17 protein-coding genes and 3 pseudogenes are annotated in these 26272 nt (G+C 37.7%); 6 read left to right on the top strand and 14 right to left on the bottom strand.

Annotation, left to right across the window (positions count from 1 at the left end):
• Window positions 1-383: 383 nt before the first annotated feature.
• The 6 genes from EGX95_RS16575 to hutP all read right to left on the bottom strand — a co-directional run bounded on the left by EGX95_RS16575 (window position 384) and on the right by hutP (window position 7106).
• A complete protein-coding gene (locus tag EGX95_RS16575; RefSeq protein ID WP_000486324.1) occupies window positions 384-845 on the bottom strand; it encodes a CarD family transcriptional regulator in 462 nt (153 codons plus the stop codon).
• Window positions 846-1126: 281 nt separating this feature from the next.
• On the bottom strand, window positions 1127-2098 hold the full coding sequence (gene hutG / locus EGX95_RS16580) for a formimidoylglutamase (RefSeq protein WP_000399841.1): 972 nt from the start codon (window positions 2096-2098) through the stop codon (window positions 1127-1129).
• The gene (hutI, locus tag EGX95_RS16585) at window positions 2077-3348 is read right to left on the bottom strand and encodes an imidazolonepropionase (RefSeq protein WP_000887529.1); all 1272 of its coding nucleotides are present in this window, start codon (window positions 3346-3348) and stop codon (window positions 2077-2079) included. The genes hutG and hutI overlap by 22 nt, the downstream gene beginning before the upstream one ends.
• A gap of 13 nt (window positions 3349-3361) precedes the next feature.
• Complete coding sequence (hutU, locus tag EGX95_RS16590) at window positions 3362-5020, bottom strand: urocanate hydratase (protein ID WP_000416707.1); 1659 nt, start codon at window positions 5018-5020, stop codon at window positions 3362-3364.
• Window positions 5021-5043: 23 nt separating this feature from the next.
• Window positions 5044-6561 carry a histidine ammonia-lyase gene (gene hutH / locus EGX95_RS16595; RefSeq protein WP_000631839.1) on the bottom strand — a complete coding sequence of 506 codons (1518 nt, stop codon included), beginning with the start codon at window positions 6559-6561 and terminating at the stop codon, window positions 5044-5046.
• A gap of 104 nt (window positions 6562-6665) precedes the next feature.
• Window positions 6666-7106, bottom strand: a complete 441-nt coding sequence (gene hutP, locus EGX95_RS16600; RefSeq protein ID WP_000926516.1) for a histidine utilization transcription antiterminator HutP — start codon at window positions 7104-7106, stop codon at window positions 6666-6668.
• A 195-nt stretch (window positions 7107-7301) separates the two neighbouring features.
• Here hutP and EGX95_RS16605 point away from each other — a divergent pair, with 195 nt between their 5' ends.
• Window positions 7302-8249: a class I SAM-dependent methyltransferase gene (locus EGX95_RS16605; RefSeq protein ID WP_000166812.1), complete on the top strand. Its 948-nt coding sequence runs from the start codon at window positions 7302-7304 to the stop codon at window positions 8247-8249.
• A gap of 13 nt (window positions 8250-8262) precedes the next feature.
• On the opposite strand, the gene EGX95_RS16610 is transcribed toward EGX95_RS16605, so the two are convergent.
• Together EGX95_RS16610 and EGX95_RS16615 are read right to left on the bottom strand one after the other, a co-directional pair.
• A complete protein-coding gene (locus tag EGX95_RS16610; RefSeq protein WP_000722204.1) occupies window positions 8263-8835 on the bottom strand; it encodes a DJ-1/PfpI family protein in 573 nt (190 codons plus the stop codon).
• Entirely contained in the window at window positions 8832-9419 is a 588-nt protein-coding gene (locus EGX95_RS16615) for an AAA family ATPase (RefSeq protein ID WP_002028186.1), read from the bottom strand. The genes EGX95_RS16610 and EGX95_RS16615 overlap by 4 nt, the downstream gene beginning before the upstream one ends.
• Window positions 9420-9666: 247 nt before the next feature.
• On the opposite strand from EGX95_RS16615, the gene EGX95_RS16625 reads away from it, so the two are divergent.
• Both EGX95_RS16625 and EGX95_RS16630 read left to right on the top strand, forming a co-directional pair.
• Entirely contained in the window at window positions 9667-9963 is a 297-nt protein-coding gene (locus EGX95_RS16625; protein ID WP_000262403.1) for a hypothetical protein, read from the top strand.
• Window positions 9964-10066: 103 nt separating this feature from the next.
• Entirely contained in the window at window positions 10067-10507 is a 441-nt protein-coding gene (locus tag EGX95_RS16630; RefSeq protein ID WP_000889384.1) for a DUF2621 domain-containing protein, read from the top strand.
• A gap of 30 nt (window positions 10508-10537) precedes the next feature.
• Here EGX95_RS16630 and EGX95_RS16635 read toward each other — a convergent pair whose 3' ends face one another.
• A complete protein-coding gene (locus EGX95_RS16635; RefSeq protein ID WP_000896225.1) occupies window positions 10538-11593 on the bottom strand; it encodes a hypothetical protein in 1056 nt (351 codons plus the stop codon).
• A 50-nt stretch (window positions 11594-11643) separates the two neighbouring features.
• A complete protein-coding gene (locus EGX95_RS16640; protein ID WP_000896247.1) occupies window positions 11644-12714 on the bottom strand; it encodes a hypothetical protein in 1071 nt (356 codons plus the stop codon).
• A gap of 277 nt (window positions 12715-12991) precedes the next feature.
• Between EGX95_RS16640 and EGX95_RS16645 the strand changes: the two are divergent.
• Window positions 12992-19345: pseudogene (locus EGX95_RS16645) on the top strand (hypothetical protein); the annotation flags it as partial.
• Window positions 19346-19525: 180 nt separating this feature from the next.
• On the opposite strand, the gene ltrA reads toward EGX95_RS16645, so the two are convergent.
• Window positions 19526-21454 (bottom strand): group II intron reverse transcriptase/maturase, encoded by a 1929-nt coding sequence (ltrA, locus tag EGX95_RS16650; protein ID WP_000999901.1) that lies wholly within the window; start codon window positions 21452-21454, stop codon window positions 19526-19528.
• Between the two features lie 773 nt (window positions 21455-22227).
• On the opposite strand from ltrA, the pseudogene EGX95_RS16655 reads away from it, so the two are divergent.
• A pseudogene (locus EGX95_RS16655) lies at window positions 22228-23436 on the top strand (hypothetical protein); the annotation flags it as partial.
• Between the two features lie 63 nt (window positions 23437-23499).
• Here the strand turns inward: EGX95_RS16655 and EGX95_RS16660 are convergent.
• The 3 genes and pseudogenes from EGX95_RS16660 to EGX95_RS31065 form a co-directional block, all read right to left on the bottom strand.
• Window positions 23500-24006: a CcdC family protein gene (locus EGX95_RS16660; RefSeq protein WP_001028639.1), complete on the bottom strand. Its 507-nt coding sequence runs from the start codon at window positions 24004-24006 to the stop codon at window positions 23500-23502.
• Window positions 24007-24096: 90 nt separating this feature from the next.
• Window positions 24097-24804 (bottom strand): cytochrome c-type biogenesis protein CcdA, encoded by a 708-nt coding sequence (ccdA, locus tag EGX95_RS16665; protein ID WP_001152681.1) that lies wholly within the window; start codon window positions 24802-24804, stop codon window positions 24097-24099.
• A 16-nt stretch (window positions 24805-24820) separates the two neighbouring features.
• Window positions 24821-24965 (bottom strand): annotated as a pseudogene (locus EGX95_RS31065) (peptidase T).
• Window positions 24966-25291: 326 nt separating this feature from the next.
• Between EGX95_RS31065 and EGX95_RS16675 the strand changes: the two are divergent.
• The gene (locus EGX95_RS16675) at window positions 25292-26200 is read left to right on the top strand and encodes an EamA family transporter (RefSeq protein WP_000947030.1); all 909 of its coding nucleotides are present in this window, start codon (window positions 25292-25294) and stop codon (window positions 26198-26200) included.
• Window positions 26201-26272: the final 72 nt, after the last annotated feature.

The raw sequence follows: 26272 nt of genomic DNA on the forward strand, positions 1-26272 counted from the left end.
TTCTTCATCTCTTTAATATAAAGAATCCCTTATCAATAGAAGTGAAAATGGTTCAGTATTCTTCTAAAAATAATAACTTATATACCTAAAACAATGAAAGCCCTACCTCTCTTTCATCCTTACGGCTCCTCGTCCGTGCCAGTGTGAATCAGGATTGCAAAAATCAAGTAACTATTTTATCGAAGTATTGAATTAAACTTCGAACATTCGTAAAAGAATTAAAAAATAAAAATGGATTTGATTGTAGTAATAACAAAAGAGGTTAATGCTCTAAAAGTGGTTTGAAAGAGTTGAATGTCTTTGAAATGATTGATTGTCTATAATTATGTTCCCAAAAAATTCAAAACCTTTTTTGGGATGCAATATATTATTTGTAATGAACCTTAACAAAAGCTTTTTATTTGATTTTCTGTGATACCTTCAATTAATCCCAGTTCACTAATCAAAAATTCATGTGCGTTATCTAACATTTTCTTTTCGCTTGCATTAAGTGCCTTTTCTTTCTGTATACGCATTAAATCACGCACAACCTCAGCACCTTCTTGCATTTTACCTGTTTTTATTTTATCAGTATTCACTTTGTACCTTTGTTTCCACGTAAGTAATCTATCTGATTCTCCATGCTGAAAAATATCTATTATGTGTATTAATGCCGTGATATCTGTAACTGGTCGTATATTTGAATTCAATATTTTCCCTTCTGGAATCATTATTTCCATATTACTAGCCGACATTTTTATAACATAATACTGTTGTTTTTTTCCTGCGATTTCCTTCTCTTCTATGGCTTTAATTATACCTGCTCCTTGCATTGGATAAACAATGTTATCGCCAATTTGAAACAAATAATCCACCTCCATATATGGTAACCTTCTCAAGTTTAACACACATTCGTTTTTTTAGCAAAATTTTTATTTTATCACAAAATCATTTTACGTGTCAATCCTTATAAACTAAGAAAATGACTTCGTAAAATATCACTAAAAACCCGCGTTCTTATTAACTTTTCCACACGTACATACATTCTAATTTCACCTTCTCTTTTTACATAAAAACACATTACTACATATGAGTAGTAATGTGTTTTTTATACAGAATCTGTAAATACCCCCTATTCATTTTACACCTATATACTAACCTGCTTACGGATTGTCTCCCTCGCCAAAAGAAAACTCATAATCACTTGCGCAGCTACTCGACTCGTCATATCTCTAAAATCGAGGGTTGGATCAATTTCTACAATATCCATCCCTTGAACAAGCGGTTCGTTACCAAGCAATTCAATCGCATCAAGTAAAGTTGTACTGTCCATTCCACCAGGACCGATTGCTGGACAACCTGGTGCGAATGCTTGATCTAGCACATCCATATCAAGAGAAATGTAAATAGAGGTCACGCCTTGCTTTCTTAATACTTCAATACTTTCTATAATAATATCTTTGATTTCTCGCTCTCGTACATCTTTCATTGTATACACTGTCACATCTTGTTCTTTTGCATATTCATGGTACGCTCGTGCATTTGAAAAATTACGAATTCCGATTTGAACGAGTTGTTTTCCTGTAATCACATCATTTTCTAGTAAACTACGGAACGGTGTACCATTTGACGGACCACCATCTTCTAAATTGCGCAAATCATGATGGGCATCAAATTGAATAATACCGACCTTCCCTTTACTATTTGCAAATCCTGTTATACTCGGAAAACTAATCGAGTGATCCCCACCAAGAACGATTGGTATCATGTTCGGATTTACTTTCGTTACATGACCAACTGTTTTCGCAATTCGGTTATGACTTTCTTTTATATCCGTCACATGCATCGTAATATCGCCGCAATCATATAAGACACTTTCTTTCATATCATGTTCTTCTGTAATTGCATACGTGCTATATGCATCTAACATCGCACGAATTGTTTTTGGAGCAAAACTTGCTCCTGAATGACTAATAGACGGTTTAGAAAGGGGTGCTCCAATTAAGGCCGCACCGAATATTTCCACGCCTTCCTCCCAATCTTTAATCATTTCACTCCATTTTGTCACTTCACGATCGATAAACTTGGCATTTTTCTTTAAATAGTGGCCGTGCTCCACGATTGTTCACCTCTTGTATATGCGATATTACCATTCTTCCATACTGTATTTACATGACTTACGCCGTAATGATACGGTACGTAAGCATAATTGTAAGCATCCCATAGCACTAGATCTGCCTTGCGACCTACTCTAATTTTCCCAGCTACGTCACCACGATTAATTGCGTAAGAAGAGTTAACTGTTACGGCATTCCAAACTTCTTCTGGTGTCATTTTCAACTTCAGCATTGCGATGCTCATAATAAGCTGAATGTTTTCCGTTGGACAGCTGCCTGGGTTAAAGTCTGTAGCTAAAGCTACCGCAACACCTTCATCGATCATTTTACGACCGCGAGCAAAGCTTTCTTTATTTAAATAGAAAGTTGTTCCTGGTAATAAAGTGGCTACTGTATTAGAGTTTGCAAGCATTTCAATTCCTTTATCAGAAGCACCAACTAAATGGTCCGCTGATGCTGCACCAATTTCAGCTGCCGCTTCCGCACCACCAAGAGGATCAATTTCATCCGCATGAATTTTCACATCAAAGCCAAGCTCTTTCGCTTTTAATAAAAACTCTTTTGACTCTTCAACAGAGAACACGCCTGTTTCGCAGAAAATATCAACAAATTCAGCTAATTGCTTCTCTTTCATTTCTGGCAGTAAGTCTAACATCCATTGTAAAAATTCTTTCGATCTACCTTTATACTCTTTCGGAACTGCATGAGCACCTAAAAATGTAGAAACTAAATCGATTGGATGCTCTTTTTGTAATTGTGCAGTTGCCTCTAATTGTTTCCATTCTGTCTCATCATCTAATCCGTAACCACTCTTCGCTTCTACAGTTGTAACTCCGAAAGATAGCATACGGTCTAAATGGAATTTCGCTTTTTGAACGAGTTCTTCTTTCGACGCCTGTTTCGTTGCATTTACCGTCGAAAGAATACCTCCGCCTTGTTCCAAAATTTCTAAGTACGGAACTCCTTGTAATTTTAGCGCGATTTCATTTTCACGAGATCCACCAAATACAAGATGAGTATGCGGGTCAACAAGGCCAGGAGAAACCATTTTCCCGCCGCAATCAATAACCTCTTTCGCTTGTAACCCTTTTGCTTCTTCCGCTGTTCCAACGAAAGTGATCACACCATTTTCAATTCCAACCGCACCGTTTTCGATAACAGGAAGCGTGTTCATCGCCTCCCGTCTTAACAAGCCATCTTCTTGATCCATTGTTAGTAATTGACCGATATTGATTAGTAAAGTGTCCAGCATGTTTTTCTCCTCCTTATTTCATCATTGGAATGTTAACGCCTTTTTCTTTCGCTGTTTCCACAGCTAAGTCATACCCTGCATCCACGTGACGAACAACACCCATACCAGGGTCAGAAGTTAATACGCGCTCAATACGTTTTGCTGCTGCTTCTGTTCCATCTGCAACGATAACCATTCCAGCGTGAAGTGAATAACCCATACCAACGCCGCCACCGTGGTGAACAGATACCCAGCTTGCACCGTTTACACTGTTAATTAATGCATTCAAAATTGGCCAGTCAGCTACTGCATCACTACCATCTTTCATCGCTTCTGTTTCACGGTTTGGAGATGCTACTGATCCGCAATCTAAATGGTCACGGCCGATAACGATTGGTGCTGATAATTCACCATTTGCAACCATTTCATTAATGATGCGACCAAATTTCGCACGCTCACCGTAACCAAGCCAACAAATACGTGACGGAAGACCTTGGAACTCAACTTGCTGACGAGCCATACGGATCCAGTTACATAAATGCTCATTATCAGCAAACTCACGTAAAATTACTTCATCTGTTTTATAAATATCTTCTGGGTCACCAGAAAGTGCTACCCAGCGGAATGGTCCTTTTCCTTCGCAGAATAATGGACGGATAAATGCTGGAACGAATCCTGGGAAATCGAATGCATTTTTCAAACCTTCATCAAAAGCAACTTGGCGAATGTTATTTCCGTAATCAAATGTAATTGCGCCTTTTGCTTGCATAGTAAGCATTGCTTCCACATGTTTTGTCATGCTTTCTTTTGATAATTGTACGTAACGTTCTGGATCTTCTTCACGAAGTTTTGCTGCTTCTTCTAATGTGTAACCTACTGGAATATAACCGTTTAATGGATCATGAGCAGATGTTTGATCTGTAACTAAATCTGGCGTAATATTACGCTTCACTAGCTCTGGTAAAATCTCTGCCGCATTTCCTAATAAACCAATAGAAATCGGTTCTTTCTTCTCTTTATACTCGTTCGCAACCGTTAATGCTTCTTCTAATGATTCTGTATACATATCACAGTATCTCTTTTCAATACGGCGATCGATACTGCGCTTATCAACATCAATAGCGATAACAACACCGCCATTCATCGTTACAGCAAGAGGTTGTGCACCGCCCATACCACCTAAACCAGCAGTAAGTGTTAATGTACCTTTTAATGAACCACCGAAATGTTGACGTGCCGCTTCACCAAACGTTTCATATGTCCCTTGTAAAATACCTTGTGTTCCAATGTAAATCCAGCTACCTGCTGTCATTTGTCCATACATCATAAGACCCTTTTTCTCTAGTTCACGGAAGTGATCCCAGTTCGCCCACTTCGGTACTAAGTTTGAGTTCGCTAAAAGAACGCGAGGTGCATCTTCATGTGATTTAAAGATTGCAACTGGTTTTCCTGATTGAACAAGTAATGTTTCATCGCTTTCTAACGTTTTTAATGAATCTACAATTGCATTGTAGCTTTCCCAGTTACGAGCTGCACGGCCGATTCCACCATATACAACTAATTCTTCTGGCTTTTCAGCAACTTCCGGATCTAAATTGTTCATTAACATACGAAGTGCAGCTTCTTGCACCCACCCTTTCGTTTGTAACTCAGTACCTCTTGGCGCGCGAATTGTTTGTTTAACTTTTTCCATTTCAATCTCTCCCTTGTCTCATTTTATAGTGCTGCGTTTACATCTAATCTTTCTTTTATCGAATAATTCGTTTTTAACCAATACGCAATATTTTCAATATCCGTTGAGAATATACGGTCATTAGTAATAGAAGGTACTTGTTGACGACCTTGATGATAGAAGCTCTTCGTCACTGTACTCATGTTTTCAATACCGCGATATTCTGCTGCTTGCATCGCACAAATCATCTCAATTGAAAGAACACGTCTTACATTTTGAATAATTTGATGTGCATGGCGTGAAGCAATTGTTCCCATACTTACGTGATCTTCTTGGTTAGCTGATGACGGGATTGAATCAACACTCGCCGGATGTGCTAACGTTTTATTTTCAGAAACTAGTGACGCTGCAGCATATTGCATAATCATTGCACCAGACTGAAGTCCTGGTTCTGGACTTAAAAATGGTGGTAAATCGTTTAACTGTGGATTTACTAAGCGTTCAATACGGCGCTCTGAAATATTTGCAAGTTCTGCCATTCCAACTTTTAAGAAGTCCATCGCAAATGCAATTGGTTGACCGTGGAAATTACCACCTGAAATTACTTTTTCTCCGCCATCAAAAATAAGTGGATTATCTGTCGCGGCATTCATTTCAATTTCTAATTTTTCTTTCACATAATTTAAAACTTGCCAAGAAGCACCGTGTACTTGCGGAATACAGCGAAGTGAATAGGCATCCTGCACACGTAGTTCTCCTTGTTTCGTTGTTAATTTACTATCATGAAGGATGTCACGAATTCTGCTTGCTACTTCCACTTGCTCTTTATAACCACGTGCTTTATGAACATTTTCATCAAATGCATCAATAATGCCTTGTAAACCTTCAATTGTCATAGATGCAATGAATTCAGCTTGATAAGCCGTTGCTTCTGCTTCTATATAAGAAAGAACTCCTTGCGCTGTCATCGCCTGCGTACCATTAATTAACGCCAGACCTTCTTTCGCTTCAAGTTCAATTGGCTCAAGACCTTCTTCTGTAAGAGCGACCATTGCATGAACGCGTTTTCCTTTATAGAACACTTCACCTTCGCCTAATAATACGAGCGCAAGATGAGATAAAGGTGCTAAATCGCCACTCGCACCAAGTGAACCTTGTTGCGGAACGACTGGGTGAATTTTGCGATTTACAAACTCAAGAAGCATATTTACAACGAGCGGTCTAACACCAGATACTCCTTTAAGCATCGTGTTCGCTCGTAAAATTAACATACCGCGTGATACTTCTTCAGGGAAAGGATCGCCTATCCCACATGCATGTGACTGAATTAAATTGTGCTGAAGTGCCTTTACATCATCTTTTTGAATTAGCACATCACTAAACTTTCCAAATCCAGTTGTAATACCGTAAACGACTTTTCCGTCTTCTACAATTTTCTCAACTACTTCGCGGCATTCCGCTACCTTTTGCATACTATTTGGACAAGCTGTTACACCTTCCCCTTCAAGTAACAACCTCTTCATTTCTTCAATTGTCAATGTATGTCCCGTTAATGTAATCATTCTTTTTCCTCCTTAAAAAGGCAAAAGGGGGCCTTATCTTTTTAAGACAGACTTCTGTCCTAAAAAAAGTAAGGCCCCCTTCTAACTAATAGACTATGGGCAAATCATATGTGATTAATTCCTAAACCAATCGCCTCATGCTCAGATCCTTTTACAGGTGCACCAATCGTTCCATATAATGCAACAGCAACCCATTCGCCCTCTTTTTTTCCGTCGTATGGTGTACCGCGCACAATCGCAAAGCGAAGTCCTACTGTACGAAGAACGTCTGCTAACTGAATTTGACCTCTCGTCACTCCGTACAAAGCTTCCATAATTGCGTGATAAAGTGCATGTGTTTCTCTGTAAACGTCTGTTTCAATAACTTGGTTGCTCTTAGCCGCTGTTTCCATTGCTGCGACAACCTTTTGCGAATTCATCGAACCCACTTTCCCCGTACAATACTTCCAACCTTTTGGGATAGATAATACAGGGCTTTCATTCTCATCCGCAAGTGCCAACAGCATGGCCATACGACCAATTCGATGTGTTCCTTGAAGAAGCATGTGACTCTCTCATTTCTTTTAATTATTTGAATATTTCTTAATTTAAGAATATATGAAAACGGTTAAATCGTCAATAGTTTAAACTCACATTCAAACAATTTTTTCATCCCCTCCATTTGTGTACACAAATGATTTACACAAATTTTTCAGGCGTGTTATAGTCTCACTAACCGATACAAAGGGGGAGAGATTTCAGTGACAAAGCGAAAAAACATTCATTTTCGAATTGAAGAAAAATTACTTGAAAGGTTTGAAGCTGCACTCCATTACGAAGGCTTAAAGAAAACCGACGTATTAACGCACGCAATTCAGCAATTTTGCACGAAGGTGGAATGCGAAAAGATGAATGATGTAAAACGCCAGTACAATGTAAGCAACCATTTGCAAATACGTATTGATACGCATAAACATTACGAAGAAAAACAAGTGAATTTAGATGAAGTCGTCATGGATCATTTACAACTTCAAGGAGACGAGAAAATATTAGAGGTTGGGTGCGCTAACGGAAAATTTCTTTCCTTTTTGCAAGCGAATGGCCATAAAGGTCAATTAACAGGTTTTGATCAATCAGAAGCCATGCTCTCTGAAGCCACTAAAACAAATACTTTAATTGAATGGAGACTAGGTGACGCTGAAAAACTTCCTTTTGAAGCCAATTGCTACGACTGGATCGTCGCAAGACATATGTTATATCATATGAAAGATGTTGAAAGAACTATCCAAGGGTTCCATAAAGTAATACGTCCTGGTGGCTCACTTTTAGCTACTACAAATTCTGACGTTACATTACCTCGTATAGTTGAAATGTGTAATCGCATGTTAGACGCATTTGATTTACCGAAAACAACATCTTCAGTCACGCCATTTTGTTTGGAAAATGGTAAAGAGATATTACAGTCTGTTTTTTCAACTGTTGAAGAAGCAGCTATTCATAATGCTCTCGTTTTTCATCATGCTACTCCAATTGTAAACTATATTTCTAGCATGTTTCCGTCGCTAAATATACCTGATAATACACATCTTCACGCCGAAATGAAGGAATGGCTAAAAGAAGAAGTAGAAAATGAATTGGCAATTCATAACGGTATATGGCGCGATCCGAAAACGTTAGCCATTTATCGATGTCAAAAAGAAAAAAGCTAGCAAATGCTAGCTTTTATACATTCTCAGGCAAAAGCTCCTCCATCATCACATTCCCCTTACCACTGTAAAAATTTATATTGTGTTCGTTCGCTATCCCAAAATAAGAGGCAATCGCTATTCCAAATGGTACAAATGCATGCCCCTGCGCTGTAATAATGTTTGAATGTTCCACAACTTCTTCATACACAAAATTTTCTACTGGAAAACAATCTAATTTTCTATAATCCATAGTTACTGTATACGGGTTTTCTTTGAATAAGCCTGCTTTTGCTAGTGCATAAGGCCCAGCACAAATAGCAGCTACTAATTTTTCTTGTTCGTGAAACTGACGGATGACTGAAAAGAGTCCTTCTGCATCCTTCATATGTATCGCATCTCCGCCTGGAATAATAATCCCCTCATATTCTTCTACACGTACTTCACTTAATTCTATATGCGGTTGCACTTGCAAACCTGTTTCACTTATAATCAATTCTTTCGTTAAGCCAGCTGTAATGATTTCATATTTATTTTTCAGCAATGCCGTTGCTACTGTTATTTCAAACTCCGCAAATGTTGGGTATACAAATAAAAGTATTTTTTTCATATCCCTCTCTCCTTTAACCAATCCATAAAATATCCCTCTAATTCTTCCGCTGTTAATCTATTCGTGTCCACATAAGTTACAGGAAATTGTTTATACCAGTCTTTTTCAGTTTCTACTAATTTAAATTGCTCCTCAAATGTACTTCTGTTTCTTGTTCTATCATTATTTTTTCTATTATATAAATTACTTTCCGAGCCATCTAAATAAAAAATAGCATCTGAACGACATTCTCTTAATTTATATAATTCATCTCTTAATGCAGTTTCTATATCCCACTCTTCTCCTATAATCTTTGGATAAAAGATTGTATAAAATTCAATATCTTCTGGTCCACGATCAAAAATTACGACTGAACCTTTCGCATTTTGAAACTCTTTTATTTTAGCTTCTATAAACATTTTTTGATTTAGAATAAACCCTTCTTTTGAATTTATATCCAAATTTAATACTCTTCGCTTTTCTACAATTGGATAAGGGTTTTCATATATAACTGAAAACCCACATCGCTCTAACCTTTTAGCCAATGTCGTTTTTCCGCTTGCCATCGGTCCTTGGAGTGAAATTACATATGCCATTCCTCTCATTCCCTTGCGCTTTAGTAAAACTATAATATACAGAATATTGAAAACTATCAACGAAATATATATCATCTTGTTTCTTATTCTTATCTAACATATAATAAAAAATAGAGATTATGACGGACGCATCAATAATGTAAGCTTGGAAATCCAAGCTTACATTATTTTTTGCTTTCCCTTTTCTAATAAAAAGAGTATACTAGATTAGAACGTATGTTCTTAATGATTACATACAGTAAGGAGATAGAACAAAATGGTATACGACACAAAAGCAATTTCTTGGAATGAGTCTTTAAAACAACTTCAACGCCGCTATACAAACAAACAAGTTGACCGAAAAGAATTTGAGGATATTGAACTGATGGAATTCTTCCGCGATAACGACTACATTTCTTTACCTACACATATAAGCGGCCTATCAACAGCACGTTTTACTTCTTACTCTATTTTCACAACTGAAGATAAAGATCGTAAAGTTGGCACATTAATCATTGAATATGTAGAAGATGATAATAATAATTTATGTGTGGAACAACTATACTTCGTTTAAATGATAACGCTTGGTCAAAATGACCAAGCGTTCTTGCTTTCTATGAATCTCACTGTTTATAATATAAATAAAAGAAAACCGCAATCATTAAGGGGGGATACTCTTGCTCGAAGGATGGTTCAGTTGGTTTATTGTACTGTGGACTGTTATTTTATTAGGACTTATGTCTATCGGTGGATACTTTATGTTCAGAAAATTTTTAAAACGACTACCAAAAGAAGATGGTATGTCCATTTTAGATTGGGAAGAGCACTATATTAATAAAACGAGGCATTTATGGGATGACGAACAAAAACAATTGTTAGAAGAGCTCGTAAGTCCTGTTCCAGAGCTATTTCGCGATGTTGCTAAATCAAAAATTGCTGGCAAAATCGGTGAACTAGCCTTACAAGAAAAAGCCTCTCAAATTACACAAGATTTAATTATTAAAGGGTATATTATTGCTACACCGAAGCGTGATCATAAATTTTTAGTAAAAAAACTACAAGAAAAAAAGATTGATTATTCTCATTATCAATCTTTACTAACAAAATCTACCTCATAAAAAAAGATTGCTAACTTATAGCAATCTTTTTTAACTTACAGTTACTGATTTTACTGCTGTTAATTTAGCCTCCGCCAAGTCTATTTGTAATCCAACCGCACTTGTATAAATTGTATCTCCAGTACCTGTAATATTTACTTGTGTAGATGTCGTATTTGGTGCAATAGAACCTGTTGCATTTACATTTGTAATATCAAACTCAGCTCTTGCATTTGCAGTTGTAGTCGTTCCAGAAAAATTCCGATCTGCAAAACTACCAATTGTATTTAAATTTCCATTAATATCATTTACTTGCCCTCTAAAAAAGTTCCCTATTGGATTATTTGGTCCTGTTAATGTCACAGAGTTCAATTGAAAATTATCACCTGTAAAATTCGGATCACCATTTACCGCCATTACAAAAGCTCTTGCTGTCACCGTCCCTGTAGCTGGTGTAAAAAATCCTGAAATGGTTTGTGGTGTACCGGATAATAAAAAACCTGGAAATAAACTCACATTTCTCATCGGATATGAGGAATCACGATATACAACAATCAACGACCATCCTGCACCATAACCAACTGGCTGACGCGTAGGTAATCTTGTCACACTATATCTTCCTGCTGCTCGATTCGGTAAACCTTGCAGTAAAGGTGTAACGTCTGCTGCTCGATTATAAACATTGGCTATAAAAGGGAGATTTGTCCCTTCTGATGACCATGCTGAATTAATTGTCACTTGTGTACTCGTTCCATCAGGCGTAACTAAATTTGGAGGATTCGCATCAACAACAGCAGTTGTAACAGCCGTATCCAATCCACCTGACCAAACAAGTAACGCAAAATCTACAACCGCCGTAGCTGGAACGATAGTAGTTGATGGATTTAATTCAGCCCATGAGCCATCTAATGTCCAATCATTTGTTGTACCTCCAAATGTATTCGGGTCCGTCGATGAAGGAACTCCTCCAAAAGTAGAATCTGTATTTAATGTTATAAGTGCATTGTAAGCAAAGTTTGTATTTGCAGTACCGCGCATTCCCATCGTATTACCCGTATGCATCATAAATAAGTTATCGTTTTTACCGTAAGCTTGAACAAAAGCCAATAGAATTCACTCCTATTAGGATAAAAAATTTTATTAAAGTTTTCAATTTTTTAACTCACTATTACTGATTTTGTAGCAGTTAAACGTGCCTCCGCTAAATCTATTTGTAAACCGACAGCACCAGCGTAAAGATAATCAAATGTATTTGGGATATTCACGGTAGTAGAAGTAGAACCGGCTGTTAACACGCCATTTGCGGGTACATTTGTCACATCAAACTCTGCACGCCGATTAGTCGCAGAAGTACCAATTGGCATATTTCTATCCCCAAAACTTCCGACTGTATTTAAATTTCCCAAATAATTATTTACTTGTGAAGCAAAAAAGTTATTTATTAAATTATTAGGTCCTGAAAGTCCCGTACCGTTTAAGTTAAATCTATCACCTGTCGCATCAGTATCACCATTAATTGCCATTGTAAATACACGAGCATTAACCGGCGCTACAGCTGGAGTGATAAAATTTGAAATCGTTGCTGTCTCACCCAATGTAGAAATGAGTAAACCAGTATATAAACTAACATTCCTAATAGGATATGAATTATCGCGATATACAACAACCAATGCCCATCCTACGCCTGTCCCTTGCGTCGGAGGATTTGCCGTGGGAACCCTTTCTACAAAATAATCCCCCGCTGCTCGATTTGAAAGCCCTTGTAGAATATTTGTTACATTTGCAGCACGTGTATAAATGGTACCTTGAAATGTTCCGCTTGATCTCGTCTCTCCCCATGCAGGAACACTCGTAATTGTATGAGTGACCCCATCCGGTGTTTGTAAAGTAGGTATATTGTTATTTACCACCGTTTCTGTCACAGTTGCACTCAATGTTCCTTGCCATACTAGCATTGCAAAGTCTACAGTTGCTGTTGCTGGTACATCTGTTACTGAAGGATTAAGTCTTGCCCAAGAACCATTTAATGTCCAATCATTTGTCGTTCCCGCAAAAGTTAATGGATCTACCGAAGAAGGAACTCCTGCAAAACTTAAATTTGTATCTCTTGTTATTAATGCATTGTATTGATACGCCGTCGCTGTTGTAATACCACGCATGCCAACTGTATTCCCTGTGTGTACCATAAATAAAGAGTCCGTTTTCGTATATGTTTGTACAAAAGCCAACAATTCCACTCCCCTTCCATATAAGATAAATATTTATTCGCTATTTCATTTAATGCAAACAAGTAAAAAAAGTTCCATTTGTATATGCACAGACTAATTTGGGCAAAAAAAAAGCCTTTGCCTATTCCTATTCATTTAAATTTGAATAGGATGCAATGACGAGCTCATTTTATACTAATATTTACACATAGTATTGTTTCTAGATTATTAAATAATGCTATTTGTAAATATTCCATGCCTTGACCGGATTTAAATTTATACAGAAAGGACGAATCTAATGGCAATAGCAACAATAGGAAGTCGTTTAACCTATACAATCGTTGTCCAAAATACCGGAACACTTCCTGCCCAAAACGTTACATTTACAGACCCCATACCCGCTGGCACTACTTTCGTTCCAAACAGCGTTACAGTTGATGGCGTTGCAACAGCTGGAAATCCTGCTACTGGTATTCCCATTAGCAACATTCCTGCTGGCGGCTCTGTTACAATTACCTTTCAAGTAGATGTTACAAGTGTCCCTACCCCACCAGTTGCAAGTAACGTAGCATCATTTGGATACGAATTTCAACCTGCACCTAACGCACCCACTATCACACGTACGACAACAAGCAATATTGTTAATACAGATATTTTCACAGCTAATGTCGCATTAACAAAAGCAGTAGATAAAACAATTGCTACTATCGGTGATACGATTACGTATACAATTACGGCCACAAATCAAGCCACATTAGCTGCTAATAATGTTATCATTACAGACACGCCTCCTGCCGGCACATCGTTCGTACCGGGTAGCGTTACAGTTAATGGTACTTCTACTACAGATAATCCTGCTACTGGAATAAATGTAGGAACGATTGCTGCAAACGGGAATGCTACAATTACGTTTCAAGTTCAAGTTAATACTCTCCCTACACCTAACCCTATTCCAAATAGTGCAACTTCAGGCTTTCAATATAATCCACCAAACCAACCACCAATTAACAGAAACTCTACAAGTAATATAGTTGAAACACAAATTAATGCTACTATCATAAATCCAACTAAAAGTGCAAACCAACAAATTGTGAATATTGGTGACATCATTACGTATACGATTACTGTTCCAAATAACGGTAATATTTCAGCGACAAATGTTTCCATCACCGACCCTATCCCTACTGGCACTACTTTTATTCCAAACAGTGTTACAGTTAATGGAACGGCGCAATCTGGCGTAACTCCAACAAATATTCCGCTAGGTACAATTCCTGCTGGTCAAACTACAACTGTCACATTTCAAGTCCAAGTCACTTCCCTCCCAGCTAACGGAACGATTACTAACGAAGCAAATGTAACATTTACGTCGCAACCGAATCCGGCTGAACCCTCAACAACCACTACGATAACACCACCTCCAACAACTACTTCTGTACGAACTGCAATTGTAAATCCAACAAAAACTGCTAGTCCACAAATTGCTGATATCGGTGATATTATTACGTATACGATTACTGTACCAAATACAGGAAACATCGCTGCAACGAACGTTATTGTAACTGATCCAATTCCAAGTAGCACTACATTTATTCCGAATAGCGTCACAATTAACGGTACTTCACAACCTGGCGTAAACCCTTCTGGTGGTATACAAATTGGAACAATCGCAGCTGGTAATACTGTCACTGTCACTTTCCAAGTTCAAGTTACCGCTCTCCCAGAGAATGGCCTAATCCGAAATATCGGAACCACAACATTTACGTATCAACCAGATCCTACAAAACCAGCTATTACAACAACAAACCCTACACCACCTACTACTACTCCTGTTAACACCGCTATTACAAACCCTGTTAAAACGGCGGATAAAACTACTGTTGATATTGGTGATGTTATTACGTATACGATTACTTTCACTAATGATGGTACGATCCCTGCTACAAATGTAGTTTTTACTGATACCATTCCTACTGGTACAACATTCATTCCGAATAGCGTAATCTTAAATAATGTACCGGTTCCAAATTCAAATCCCGCACTAGGAATCCCGGTTGGAACAATTAATCCCGGTGAAACCAAAACACTATCTTTCCAAGTTCTTGTTACACAAATTCCAGCTGGCGGTGTTATTGCAAACGAAGCTTCAACGACATATACGTACCAGCCAGATCCAACAAGACCGCCGGTTACCACAACCGAACCGACAGCACCTACTACAGTCTCCGTTAATACCGCTACAGTTAACCCTACAAAATCTGCTGATCGTACTTTCGTTGATATTGGTGATGTTATTACGTATACAATTAGTTTACAAAATAACGGCACTGTTCCCTCAACAAATATTGTACTAACAGATCCAATTCCAAACGGTACAACATTTATTCCAAATAGCGTCACGATTGATGGTGTCTCACAACCTAACAGTAATCCTGAAAACGGTATATCGATTGGTACTTTAAATCCAAATCAAGCAAAAACAATTACATTCCAAGTTCAAGTTACAAGTGTCCCGCCAAATGGAATTATAGAAAACCAAGGCAGTGTATCATTTAATTATATTGTTAATCCAAATGAGCCTCCTGTTACAACAACTACCCCAACTCCTAAAACAGAAACTCAAGTTGGGACCGTTATTACAGCGCCTACAAAATCTGCCGACAAACAAGTTGCTGATTTAGGAGATACGATTACCTACACGGTCACATTTACAAATAACGGGACCGTTCCGGCTACAAATGTAGTCGTTACAGACCCTACACCTAACGGAACTATTTTCGTTCCAAATAGTGTTACAATCGATGGCATTACAACGCCAGGAGCAGCCCCATCACTTGGTATACCACTTGGTACCATTTCTGTCGGAGAAACGAAAACAATCACGTATCAAGTTGTCGTTACAAACTTACCACCTGATGGAATAATTAGAAACCAAGCATCCTTCACTTACCAATATCAACCGAACCCAAGTGAGCCTCCTGTCACAACAACTACCACCACTCCAAGTGTAAACATTCCAATTAATAATCCTAATCCAACGACTACAAAATCTGCTGATCGACAAGTTGTTGATATAGGGGATACGATTACTTTTACTGTAACATTCCAAAATAGAGGGACCGTCCCCGCTACAAATATTATTATAAAAGATACACTTCCATCTGGTGTTTCTTTCGTTCCAGGTAGCGTTGTCGTAAATGGCACATCACAACTTGGAGAAAACCCTGAAATTGGTATACCCGTCGGCACTGTAAATCCCGGCCAAAGTATTACAGTTACGTTCCAAGGTGTAGTAAATAGTATCCCGCCCGGAGGAGTTATTAGAAATCAAGCAAATGTTACATTCACATACGAGCCAAATCCAAATGAACCTCCCGTTACGACAACTATTACAACTCCTGAAACAGAAACAGCAGTTAATACCGCTACACTAAATCCACAAAAAACAGCAGATCGCTCCTTCGTTGCATTAAATGATGTCATTAACTATACTCTCTCATTTCAAAACACCGGTACTGTTCCTGCTACGAATATAACAGTAATAGATTCTATCCCTGCCGGTACTGTATTTATTCCAGATAGTGTTACGATTAATGGGATTCCTCAAGCAGGAACAAATCCATCATCAGGAATTTCACTTGGAACTTTAGCGCCATCCGAACGCGCAACGATTACTTTCCAAGTACGAGTAATAAACATCCCTGCTAGCGGCGAAATCCGAAATCAAGGTAGTGCAACATTTAATTATCAACCGGATCCAAATTTACCTCCAGTCACAAAAACAGAAACAACTCCTGAAACAACAACTCCTATCCAAACTGTAGTCATAAGTCCAACAAAAACAGCAAACCTTACGTTTGCAGAAATTGGCGATATTGTAACTTATACTGTCACATTTACAAACCAAGGAACTATACCTGCTACTGGTGTAACAATTACAGATTCTTTACCACCGGGTACAACTTTTATTACGAATAGTGTTACTGTAAACAATGTCGCTCAACCCGGCGTAAGTCCAGTCACAGGAATTCCTGTTGGAACAGTTAATCCCGGCGAGACAGTTACTGTTACATTCCAGATTCAAATAAACGCTATTCCTCCTAATGGAAAAATAGAAAATACAGCAAGTGTTACCTACACTTCTCAGCCTAATCCTAGCGAACCTCCTATTACAACAACAGAAACGACTCCTACCGTAACTTTACCTGTTCGTACCGCTAACCCGAACCCGCAAAAAACAGTGGATCGTGAGTTTGCAAGTATTGGTGATACGCTCACTTATACAATCACCCTTCAAAATACTGGTAATATACCTGCAACTAATGTCATTATTACAGATTCTATCCCTACTGGAACTACATTTATCCCTGGTAGCGTTACGATTAATGGCATTCCACAACCTAATTTGACCCCTGAAACAGGAATCCCAGTTGGCACATTAAACCCTAGACAAGTAGTGACTGTTACTTTAGAAGTACAAATAACAGCTTTACCACCAAATGGCATTATCTCAAATGAAGCAAATGTCACTTACACATCTCAACCAGATCCGACACTCCCGCCTATTACAACAACCACACCGACTCCAATCGCAGAAACAATTGTACAAAATGCAGAATTAGAGTCAACAAAAACAGTAGATTTGCCAATCGCTAACATTGGCGATGCACTCACTTATACAATTACCCTTGAAAACACTGGAAATATTCCTATGACAAATGTATCTGTCATTGATCAACCACCAGTAGGCACACAATTTATTGTAGATTCTGTTACAGTAAATGGCCTTTCACAACCAGGTGTTGATCCAAGCATTGGGATACTCATTGGTACAATACAACCAAATCAAATAATAACCATTACGTTCCAAGTAACGATTACGAATATACCCCCTAATGGGGTTGTTACAAATGTTGGTTCAATCAACTTTACCTCTCAGCCTAATCCAAATGAACCTCCTATTACAAAAACAGAAGAAACACCACCAGTTAATACTGAAATCATTAATAGTATTATTAATCCATCGAAAACGGCTGATCGAAACAACGTTGATATAGACGATATCATTACGTACACCGTTACATTCCAAAACTTACAAACTGTTCAACTAACAAATATCATTTTTACAGATTCGATTCCAGTTGGTACGACTTTCATTCCAAATAGTGTAACAATTAATGGTATCCCAACTAGTGATGTTGATCCAGCTCTTGGCATTCCTCTTGGCACATTAAATCCTAGTCAATCAGTTGTTGTAACTTTTCAAGTTCGCGTTGTTTCCATACCACCTAACGGAATTATTATAAATGAAGCTACTATCACCTACACATTCCAACCTAATCCTGGAGAACCTCCAGTAACAGTGACTACTCCAACGCCTCCTACTACTACCAATGTCAACACGGCAACAACAAACCCTACAAAATCCGCTGATAAAGTATTTGCTTTATTAGGTGACACAATCACCTATACAATCTCCTTACAAAATACAGGAACTGTCCCTGCAACAAATGTACTTGTAACCGATCCTATTCCAGCTGGTACTACTTTCATTCCGAATAGCGTTACGATAAACGGCGTCACGCAACCAGGTATCGTTCCTAGTTCCGGAATTCTTATCGGTACATTAGAACCTAACACTTCAGCCGTCGTAACTTTCCAAGTTCAAGTAACTTCGATACCACCGACAGGCTTTATTGAAAATGAAGGGATCGTTTCATTCCAATATCAGCCAGATCCTACTAGACCACCTGTATCTGTTACTACGCCTACACCTACTACAAAGACGCAAGTAAGTGAAGTTACTATTAATCCTAACAAACAAGGTAACCCTCAAACTATTAATCTTGGTGATACTGTCACATATACAATTACGTTCCAAAATGTCGGGAATATTAATGCGACAGATGTTATTATTACAGACCCTACTCCATCTGGTACTACTTTCATTCCGAATAGCGTTACGATTAATGGCGTCACGCAACCTGGAACAAATCCAAATAATGGTGTAAACGTTGGGACTGTAACTCCAGGACAAATTGTTACATTAACTTATCAAGTTACTGTAACTGAACTCCCACCAGACGGTATTATTAAAAACACTGCAACTGTCACTTACACATTCCAGCCAAACCCTAGCGAACCCCCTATTACTATTACAGATCCTACTCCAACTGTTGAAGTATCCGTTATTACACCTACACCTAACCCAAATAAACTAGCCGACAAACAAATTGTAGATATAAATGAAATCATAACGTATACTGTAACCTTCCAAAATCGCGGATCAGTCCCTGCAACTTCCGTTATCATTACTGATCCGTTAGCAAATGGGTTAACGTTTCTTCCAGGTACTGTTGTAATAAATGACATTTCAGATCTTGGAGCAAATCCTGTTGTAGGTATACCTGTTGGAACAGTCAATCCAAACGATACAATTACTGTTCAATTCCAAGCAAGAGTCACAAGTGTACCACCTGGTGGTATTATTCGAAATCAAGCAACTGTTACTTTCACATATGAACCAGGTCCTGGTGAACCTCCTATTACAATTACAGACCCTACTCCAATTAACACAACGAATGTAACTACAGCTATATTAAATCCGAAAAAAACAGCCACGCCGGAAACAGTTACTTTAGGTGATATCATTAATTGTCGATAGGTAAGTCTTTGAGGTTATCTCCAACTTTTCCCCCGATCCGCACGGTACGTGCCACTTTCACGGCATACCGCGGTCCACCTATATTGTAGTTTTCTTTTCATCTAATAATGATAAGCTCTAAGCAAACAACGCTAGTTGTTCATGTTCCATATCCACTTCATTTTGTGATTACATACAGATTTCCTCATTTTTGACTAATTTCCGCAATTTATTAAGTTTGCCTAACTGTTCCTCGTTGAGTTTTAATTTATTGAGGAATTGGTTTATGGTTTCTATATTGGTCGCGTGTATTAGTGTATGGACACTTGGCTTGATGATGGTAAGATTTTTGTAGCTGTCATCCCTTGTTTCACTCCATAATCGCTTATGGTGACAGTGGATGTCCCAAGGCGAGAGTTTCTCACCTGTTACACTGCATCTTCCTTTTTGTGCAATATAAAGAGAAATTCGATTATCATTGTATTCTATGGTTGCCCGTTCATTTATAACTGGGTTTTCTCTTAACCATTTCAGTTCCGCTTCGGTTATTTCTGCCAAGTTTTTGTGTATAAGGGCTCGTCCTTCTGCGGTGTATCTGTTAATAGATTGCTTTTTCATCATCGGTTTTTTGTGTTGAATATAGGAGATTGGTAAAATAGGACATTTCATGAGAAATCTCATCGCTTTTGACTTTAGGTATGGTTTAATACCTCTGTCTTTCCCTTTATATTTCCCTATATTCGTGTATCCATTTGTGTTGCTTTTTCCTCTAATTTTTGACTTTGGGAATCTGTTATACATCATGTGACCAAGACTATGGTTCATTTTACTGAAATCCAGGGAAGCATGCGTTGCTATTTTATAATAGTTGTGCTTACCAATGACCATGCTGTTGTATATACTGATTCTCTTAATTGTTTCATTAGAGTTTGGGGTTCTCTGTATCCTTTTCACTTGTTTTGCTAAATCTTGTTTTGTTTTTTCCAGTGCTTTTGGAGAGATGTGTGTTACTGCAATGTATCGTGTGTTACCGTTCTTCTTACCTTTCTTTACAGCCTTAAGAGTGAAACCTAAGAATTCACTCTGTTGCTTTTTCAGATTGGTTACTTTAGACTTTTCGGTTGAGATAGGCAGTTTTAGACGTTCTTCTAACCACATTTGAGTTGCTTCGAAAATTTTCTCCGCATTCCTACGTGTATTTGTAAAGATTTTAAAATCATCTGCGTATCTTACGATATACATTGGTTTCATCTTGGATGTTTTGGATAGACAATATGTTACAGTGTCATTACTCCAAATCCCATCTTTCAATCTCGGCTTTACCTTCTTGGCTTTGAAAGTTTCCCATTGATTACTAATCCACCAGTCAAATTCGTTAAGGTTAACATTGGCGAGTAGTGGACTAAGGATACCACCTTGCGGGGTACCTTTGGTCGGAAATATCGTTTTGCCGTTAGGCAGTTGCACTGGCGCTTTCAATATTTTCCGGATAATGACTAGTAGTTGTTTGTCACGAATACCCAGTGTCCATAGTTGGCGCATGAGTTTGACGTGACTTACTTCGTCAAAGAATCCCTGAATGTCTATATCCACCACATATGTAAGGTTTTGCTGATTTACCCGTTTTGTTGCGTCTGCTATAGCATTTTCAGCACTTCTGTTTGGGCGAAATCCATGACTTCGGTTACAGAAGTGTGCTTCACAGATAGGCTCCATTACTTGTAAGATGCATTGTTGGATAATCCTATCCCACATACTTGGTATTCCCAGAGGTCTGGTTTTCCCATTGGGTTTCGGTATTTCCTTGCGCCTTACTTTCTGCGGTTGGTAGTTTTGAAAGCGTCTTTTTACTTCGTTCAAGAAATAGCTTTGTTCCATTCTCTCAATATCCTTAATGTTTACATTGTCACAAGCTGCTGTTTTACTCCCTTTGTTTCCTTTAATATTACGAAACGCGAGGAGTATATTTTCATCTGATATAATGATAGGCATTAAATTTTTAAAAGAATTTTTCTTTGTTGCCTTCTGGTATAAGTTATCTAAGAAAGTTTGGATACCGTAGTATTCGTTGTGTCTTAGTTTCTTATTCTTTGGCGTGGACTTAGTTCTATCATTCATGGTCTATCACCTACTCTCATATTGATTTGGTGACCTTTTGAGTCTTACCAGAATCCATGCAAGATTAGATGAAATTTCAGTTCCTACAAATAGGCTTGTGGCTGTTCCTCCAATTCCATTACAGAATCTTCAACGGTCGTGCCACTACTCTCACCACTATTAAGAATACTTCCCTCGGTTACCCGTTTCGTATTCAACTATATCCGCCGATAGAGTCATAGACCCAACGTTAGTGGCTTTCGACGTTCCGTTCAGACTATCGTTGTTTTAAAGATCTTTCAATCTCCGATTTAGGTGCTTGCTTTACCCCGTGTCTAGCTCCGTTGCCTGTAACAACGTTAGGATTGGTCACTATGCGATGTTTCCAATCCATTAGACAAGTCTTATTTTCAGACTCCGAATCATTTCTGACCCGTAAACCTATCGAGGTGTACATTCGCAAGTTCGTCAGTGTTTACACATTCTCACCTTGTCGGTTGACAGCATACGGTACTTAGTTAGTTCCAGCCGGTTTATTATTCCTGCTGGCTTTCGGTTATCCATATAGACACTACGAACCGTAACCGCATGTTTTACCCTGCTTCCAACATCTCACTCTGCCGAGTGTATGCAGTTGGGAATCTCACTGGGAGAGTTTCGGGGCGTTACTCCTTCATTCCTCTCACTCGCCTGAACAGTTATCCTACTCTTTATTGTTTTCGATGTTTCTACAATTAAGAATAGTCCTCGTTGTCGCCTATGCTCCCGCATTACTTACTCGAGAACGTCTCGCACCGTATACGATTTCTCTCCAAAATACAGGTACCATTCCTGCTAATCATATACTTGTAACTGATACAATTCCTATCGGTACTTCGTTCATCCAAAATAGTGTCACAATTAACAACGTGCCGCAACCAACTGCAAATCCATCAGCAGGCATCCCAATTTCAACACTTGCTCCTTCTGAATCCGCAACGATTTCTTTCCGTGTCCTAGTTACTTCAATTCCACCAAGCGGAGAAATTCAAAACCAAGGTAACGTTTCCTTCCAGTACCAACCCGATCCTACTAAACCACCTGTATCCGTTACTACGCCTACACCTACTACAATTACTCCTGTAAACGTTGGGACTATTAACCCGATAAAAACCGCTGATAAATCCATCGTTTCAGTAGGTGATACGATTACATTTACTATCACATTCCAAAATGAAGGTACGATTCCTGTCACTGACATTTCTGTTACAGACTCACTTCCTGTCGGCACATCATTCGTTCCAAATAGTGTCACAATTAATAACATTCCCGTTCCAAACGCAAATCCATCCACAGGCATTCCAGTCGGAACTCTTAATCCAACAGAATCCGTAACTATTTCATTCAAAGTACAGGTTATTACACTTCCAGCTAATAGAATGATTACAAATATCGCATCCATTACGTATACTTCTCAACCCGACTCTACTAGACCACCTATCACAACAACGACTACAACACCACCAATTACGATAGAAGTAAACCCTAATGAGCCAAACACATTTATTAAGACCGCAAATGTAAATAGCGCCCATCTCGGTGATTTCATCACATATACACTTACCTTTACTAACAATGGCACCATCCCAGTAAATAACGTACTCATTACCGACCCACTTCCTCCTGAAGTTACTTTCTATCCAAATTCAGTAACAGTAAATGGAGTAGCACGTCCCGGAACTAGCCCAACTATCGGTATTCTTATCAATACTGTTAATCCAAGTGAATCCGTTGTTGTTCGTTTTATCGTTCAAGTAACAGCAGAGCCACGAAATGGTCTCATTCAAAATACCGCCCGCATTCGCTATACACTCAGACCAGATCCTACTAAACCACCGACTTTCGTTGATGAAACTTCAGAGCCAAACATTATTCCGTTTATCGGTCCGTTCGTCTCACCAAATTTAAATTGTTTCTTTAATGGGGAACGTTTTATCCGGCGCGGTTGGAATAGAAGATGTTAGCAATATAAAATAAAAAGACAGCGTCAAAAAACGCTGTCTTTTTATTTTATACATATACAGTTTTTAAGTTAATTTCATATCTTTTTCATTATAAAAACCATCTTCTTTTTCCATTTCCTTCTGTAATTTTGTAAAGGAACGGTACATGGCAATTCTCCATGACACAATCATCGCAAATGCCAGCAAGAAGAACATCCCACTAAGTTGTCCTAAATCAAGCGATTGGCTTAAATATGTTTTAAATACAATACGCACGACAAGTAATCCGATTAAAATAAAGACAAATGCTTTCGAACGCTTCAAATAAATCTCTTGTCCTCTAATTTCAAATTTAGATGTTTTAATAAGAAAAATAGAGAAAAACAAACCGACGCCAATTGCTTCTAACATTTCTGCTGGAGTTAATCGAAATTCAGGAAAAACATACATCAACGCTCCCGTACTCATAAAAAATGGTGGAAGTATAATTTTTTTCAATGTTGCAGGTTTCTTAGCTGCTTTTAAACGAATAAACATCGCACCAACAGCCATACAAACAGCAACGATACTGGATAAAACAACTATGTTCATATTTTCTCATCCTTTTTTGTGGCTATATGCAAAATATACTTTCATTATATGCTTTTCCGTTAGTATTTCCAACATTTTCACAGAATAATACTAAAAACCCGTAAAACCACCAAATAAACTTGAGAAATATACGATAATTTTTGTCATCCAGTTAAAGTATAAGAAGATACCCATGATAATCATAATGTATCCCCCGATTTTCATGAACTTCATACTATTTCTTTTAATCCAAGACATTTTCGTAATAAAGAATGATAGCACGAAGAACGGAATAGCGAATCCAAGTATGTATGCAATCATATAAATCATTGCTGATTCTGGATTTGTTGCTGCTAATCCGATTACAGACACTAAAATAGGTCCTGTACAAGGCGTCCACCCTGCAGCAAATGCCAACCCAATTAAAACAGATCCAAAATAACCACTCGGACGATTTTTAAACGTGAATTTACGATCTTGCATTAAAAACTTCGGCTTAAACACACCGACAATAATAAGACCGAACACGATGATAAATATACCACCTAACTGTCTAATTAAATCTTTATAATTTGTAAAGATGCCTCCAATAAAACTTGTACCAAATCCAATTGCAATAAATATAATTGAAAATCCAAGTAAGAAAAACGCTGTATGTATCATACTTCTTTTGCGAAGCATTGCATTTTCTTCTTTCAACTCAGAAACCGACATACCTGTTATGTACGATAAAAATGCCGGATAAAGCGGTAAGCAACATGGGGAAATAAATGATAAAAACCCAGCACCAAACGCTAAAAAAATACTAATATCTTGCATTATTCCACTCCTCTCCTTACATATTGTAGCAAAAACATATAAAAATACTATGAACAATTCGTGAAATTACTTTTCCAACATGATAATAAGAAAAACTACCCTTTCACACTTTTTCTGAAAAAACGTTTTCATTTCCTTCTATTTATATAGAAAAATCTCAATTACACTACAAAACCTCTCTAATGTTATTAACATAACAAAGGTAATATAGTTTCTCAAATGATTAGCATGTTATTCGTACGTTTATATACATATTGATTAAAAAATATTTTTTTCAAATGCTGTCTTTATACAATACAAACTTGATTTTACAATACTTCTATTATTACTAATTTCAAGATTATGCATAAATATCATACTTTTATTATTATTCTATAAAATGTCACACTTTTCTTTTATTTGACCCTTCATTTTTAATTTTGTATACTTCCCTCTAGTTATATATGTCCGTTACGGAACAATTTCATATAGATGGGAGGAATATTTCATGCTTCGTTATTCTCTTTTAGTTTTATTAGGAGCGTGTAGTTATGGAATTTTAGCTATTTTCGTTAAACTTGCATATGCAGAAGGATTTTCACTTGGAGAGGTAATTGGCAGCCAATATTTGTTCGGTTGGATTATTTTGCTTGCTATTACACTTCTATTTTCTAGACATCGTGTTCCATTAAAACAAGCTTTAATTTTATTCGTTGCAGGTACATCTGCAAGTTTCACTGGAATTTTTTATTATGCTTCATTAAAAACTGTACCAGCATCTATCGCCATTATACTTTTATTCCAATTCGTTTGGGTCGGAATTATTATTGAAGCAGTCGCAACAAAAACTTTACCTTCAAGAGAAAAAGTTATTTCTGTTATTTTCTTACTTGCAGGTACATTTTTATCAAGTGGTTTACTAGAAAAATCAGCAGGTGATTTCGATACGACTGGAATTATATTAGGCCTATTATCTGCTGTTACATTTGCAACATACATTTTCGTGAGCGGAAAAGTTGCTGTTGAAGTACCTTCATTACCACGCGGTGTTCTTTTAATGGCTGGTGCTTTAACTTTAGTAATGATCGTATTCCCTCCAACATTTATTTTTAACGGTGCAATTTCTGAAGGACTTTGGAAATACGGTTTAGGTTTAGGAACATTCAGTATCGTCATTCCTTCTATCGCCTTTACAATTGGTATTCCAAAGATTGGTTCTGGCTTAGCGACTATTCTTGGCGCTGCGGAACTACCAGTTACAACAATTATGTCTGTATTCGTTTTAAAAGAAGCTGTACTATCTTCACAATGGTTCGGTGTATCACTTATTTTAATCGGGATTGCAATCCCGCAAATTGCTTATGCAATGCGTGGACGTTATCGTAAACATCATACACACAAAAAATTGGCAGCATAAACGAGAGGGGATTTTCATTTGAGAATCCTCTCTTTTAATATTGTATACTTAATGTAAATACTTTATTTAAGA

The sequence above is a fragment of the Bacillus sp. FDAARGOS_527 genome (assembly GCF_003812125.1).
Lineage (GTDB): Bacteria > Bacillota > Bacilli > Bacillales > Bacillaceae_G > Bacillus_A > Bacillus_A paranthracis.

Bases quoted from the DNA above. Each gene is read 5' to 3' on its own strand.
- EGX95_RS16675 (WP_000947030.1), top strand. From the start codon at position 25,292: ATGCTTCGTTATTCTCTTTTAGTTTTATTAGGAGCGTGTAGTTATGGA.
- hutI (WP_000887529.1), bottom strand. From the start codon at position 3,348: ATGCTGGACACTTTACTAATCAATATCGGTCAATTACTAACAATGGAT.
- hutH (WP_000631839.1), bottom strand. From the start codon at position 6,561: ATGATTACATTAACGGGACATACATTGACAATTGAAGAAATGAAGAGG.
- EGX95_RS16610 (WP_000722204.1), bottom strand. From the start codon at position 8,835: ATGAAAAAAATACTTTTATTTGTATACCCAACATTTGCGGAGTTTGAA.
- hutU (WP_000416707.1), bottom strand. From the start codon at position 5,020: ATGGAAAAAGTTAAACAAACAATTCGCGCGCCAAGAGGTACTGAGTTA.
- EGX95_RS16625 (WP_000262403.1), top strand. From the start codon at position 9,667: ATGGTATACGACACAAAAGCAATTTCTTGGAATGAGTCTTTAAAACAA.
- ltrA (WP_000999901.1), bottom strand. From the start codon at position 21,454: ATGAATGATAGAACTAAGTCCACGCCAAAGAATAAGAAACTAAGACAC.
- EGX95_RS16615 (WP_002028186.1), bottom strand. From the start codon at position 9,419: ATGAGAGGAATGGCATATGTAATTTCACTCCAAGGACCGATGGCAAGC.
- ccdA (WP_001152681.1), bottom strand. From the start codon at position 24,804: ATGCAAGATATTAGTATTTTTTTAGCGTTTGGTGCTGGGTTTTTATCA.
- hutP (WP_000926516.1), bottom strand. From the start codon at position 7,106: ATGCTTCTTCAAGGAACACATCGAATTGGTCGTATGGCCATGCTGTTG.
- EGX95_RS16660 (WP_001028639.1), bottom strand. From the start codon at position 24,006: ATGAACATAGTTGTTTTATCCAGTATCGTTGCTGTTTGTATGGCTGTT.